Consider the following 3,549-nt stretch of genomic DNA (forward strand, 5'->3'; position numbering starts at 1 on the left):
GCTTTTGTAAGTCGTGCACGTAGTCTTACGAGTTCCTGGTCCGCATCAACTAGTACCTTCGCAATTGCATTCTGCTCCGGCTTTTCAGGGATCGAGACCATGATCTCGCTAAGTGCTCGACTACTAATATGGACGACCGCATCACCTTGACCTGCGCGCGCCTTTTGGTTAGCTACGGTCGGCAAATTAGTCAGTGTAGCCAAAAATATCGGATTGAAGCCGGTCCCTCGAAGCACAATAATATCCCCCCCAGCAACAGCAGCATTCTCACCTACGTAAGCCACGCAAAGCCCGATCTCGTCGCGAGTCTCACCGGAACCTGCAAAAAGCAGATCTCCCTTGAATATCGGTAGCGCTGTCGCCGCCACCTCGTCGGTCACGAAAGAGTTTGCTGAATATGTATAATTGATAAAACCTGTATATAGCTCACCATACCGAATACATGACACGCCAGATGATCTAACGTCATCGCGTTTAACACCTCGCCCTTTGAGGAACACTCCCAGTTCGCCAAGCGCGACCGACTGCCATTCAGCAGTGAATCCAGGAAGGCGGGTGCGTCCGGTCAGAAGTTGCTGCATCATGCCCTGCTTGATCGCCTGCTTCTTGGCAATGAGTCGCTCGAGAGCGACAATCAGTTCATCGGCGTCCATGAGGGCTTGCGCTATCCTCTGCTGCTCCTCGAAATTTGGCAGCCAGACTCTTAACTCGCCAACGGCAGACGGCCGGAGATTATTAATGCTCGATCCGGAGAGCAGGAGCTCGACCCAATCTCGATATTTTTTGGAATGGAACTGCTGAGCAGAATAGGCGGGGAAAACTTTGGCGGGGTTGGGCCTAAAACTCATCATAAAGGCGCCAAGAGTCAGCTCACGTGAGTCCGGTAGCCAAACCTGCGCAGCCTTGCCAACGAGTCGCTTGCTGCCGTTCGCGGCACAGATTAGGACGTCGCCGTCTGTCAGATATTGATCGCTGCGCACTCTTCGGCGGTGCACATGCTGCACCTCGTCGAGAACAAGACGACCATCATGAACGTTGTTAGCCCGTAGGAGCTCCACCGTGTCACTCCCTGGCCGGGCACGAAGGTCCTCGTCCGGGTTGTACCCAACCCCTCTGATGAACCGCCCCAAAGAGGCGAGCGTAGCTTCGGTCATTCCGCAAATCCCATCGATGAAAGGTGACCCATAACCTTTGCTTCGAACGACTGCAATTCATCCTTAAGGTCGGCGACGGTCTCCGCGTATCGCTCACCGAGCTGCTGAACGCGAGCAACCAGATCGAGTGTGAGTGCATCGGCCTCACTCGCGACGCGCTGGACGATGGTCTTCTTCCACTTGTCATCGAGCATGATCATCTTGACATCGGTCGCAGTCAGGTCGGCGTACTTCTTCAGCGTGGCGATGTCGAGTCCCACCTGAGCGTCCTTGGCTGCCTTCTTAGCCGCAGCTTCGGCGTTGACGAGCTTCAGCGCCGCGTTGGCGCAGGCCAACGTCTCGGCATCGTTAGACGCCTTCGCGTCCTTCACGACAGCAGTGAGCAACTGCTTGGTGTACACGCCCTTGTCGTTGGTGGCTTCAGCCAGCAATGCTTCGTCGACGCCATGTTCCTCGGCATGCTCGGTTGCAGCGGTCGATGCCGATTCGTGGTCGGCGTTGAGTGTGTCAACCTTCGCCTGCTCGTCGGCGAAGTAGCATGCCACGATCAGTGCTGGTGGCACGAGATCCATCTTGTACTTCTTGGCGCTCTTGCCGCTGCCGATGGTCAGGTCAGCCTCCTCGGCGAGCTTTCGCTCCTTGTCGGTGATCGCCAGCCGCGGCTTGGCAGCGTCAAGCCACCCGTCGCTCGTGATCAGCGAGACGTCGTCGTGCATCGTGCCGTGCCAGTAGCCCATGAGTTGCTGGTAGACGGTGTACTCATCGAGCAGTGCCACCGGTTTGAACCGTTTGAGTAGGTCATCGCCGAGGGTGGTGATCAAGTCGTTGGGCACCGTGACGGCGTCGATGGTTTCGAGCGCGTCGCGGTGTGCCTCGAACCACTCCACGACGTGGCCGCGTGCTTTGTCTTTGAAGTTCTTGAACTCCGCCGAGTCGAGGATGGTCTGCTGCAATTGGGCGGCATCGAGCTTGAGGTCGGAGTAGCCGGGACGGTTGGCAACAAACAGCTGGTCGCGCAGCGATGGGAAGGCGTCCCAGTAGGCGCTGAGCAGCTCAAGGTCGTGGTTCGGGATACCGCCGTGGATGTGGGCGTTGAGGTCCTGCAGGTCTTCGGGTTCGGATGAGTCGATGTAGCGTGGAATGTTGAGGTTGTAGTCGTTCTTGGGATCGGCGATCTCGGTTATCGGCACCATGCGTGAGAAGCGGTCGATCTCGACCTGGCGGTTGAAGGCGTCGACGACCTTGTGGATGTCCTGGTCGCGCAGGCGGTTCTTGTTGCCGTCCTTGAGGAAGCCCTTGGACGCGTCGATCATGAAAACCCCGGTTCGTGCCTGGGCGTTCTCCTTGTCGAGCACGACGATGCAGGCGGGGATACCGGTGCCGTAGAAGAGGTTGGCTGGCAGTCCGATAATGCCTTTGATGAAGCCCTGTTCGAGCAGCTTGGTGCGGATGGTGGCCTCGGCGTTACCGCGGAACAAGACGCCGTGCGGCAGGATGATCGCCGCCTTGCCCCGCGACTTCAGCGATGTCAGGGCATGCAGGAGGAAGGCGTAGTCACCGTTCTTCTCTGGGGGAGTGCCGTACTCAAAGCGTCCGTACTCAAGGTCGAGCCCGTTGCGCCAGGACTTCACCGAGAACGGCGGGTTCATGACGATGTAGTCGAAAGTGTCGAGTTGGTTGCCATGCGTGAACTGCGGACTGGTGAGCGTGTCACCCTTCTGGATGTCAGCGATCTCATTGCCGTGCAGGATCATGTTCATCTTGGACAGTGCCCACGTGGCGTTGTCCTTCTCCTGGCCATAGATAGTCATGCCACGCGGCGCCTCAGCTGCCGCCTTCAGGAGCAACGACCCAGAGCCGCAGGCCGGGTCGTAGACCGTCTCGTCCTGCCGCGTTTCCTTGCCGATGCCGACGACCTTGGCGAGGATACGCGACACCTCGGCGGGCGTGTAGAACTGGCCCTTGCTCTTGCCCGCCTCAGTGGCGAAGTGGCGCATCAGGTACTCGTAGGCGTCACCGAGTAGGTCGTCGCCCTCGGCGCGTGAGCCACGGAAGTCGAGGTCGGCGAAGATCGCCACCAGCTTGGACAGCCGGTCGACCATCTCCTTCCCGTTGCCGAGCTTTTCGGGAGCGTTGAAGTCGGCCTGGTCGATGACGTTGCGCAGATTGTTCGCCTCGGCGAGCTTGCCGATGATCTTGTTGAACTTGTCGCCGATCTCAGGGTCACTCTTGGCCGCGAGCATGTCGTCGAACGAGCCGCCAGCGGGCACCTCGATGAGACTGTTCCTGTCTACCTTGGCCTTGTCGGAGACGTATTTAACGAACAGTAGCGTCAGGATGTAATCCTTGTACTGACTGGCGTCCATACCGCCACGAAGCTCATCACAGGATTTCC

The 3,549-nt window shown here is 58.3% G+C and carries 1 protein-coding gene and 1 pseudogene; both read right to left on the bottom strand.

Going from position 1 to position 3,549, the window contains the following annotated elements:
* Nucleotides 1–1,154, bottom strand: a pseudogene (locus tag Q9R22_RS13200) (restriction endonuclease subunit S); the annotation flags it as partial.
* A partial coding sequence (locus tag Q9R22_RS13205; protein ID WP_311254298.1) for a type I restriction-modification system subunit M occupies nucleotides 1,151–3,549 on the bottom strand: 2,399 nt, incomplete at its 5' end. The gene Q9R22_RS13205 and the pseudogene Q9R22_RS13200, both read right to left, overlap by 4 nt.

Origin of the sequence: Kocuria sp. PD6, assembly GCF_031844145.1 — a bacterium.
Taxonomy (GTDB): domain Bacteria; phylum Actinomycetota; class Actinomycetes; order Actinomycetales; family Micrococcaceae; genus Kocuria; species Kocuria marina.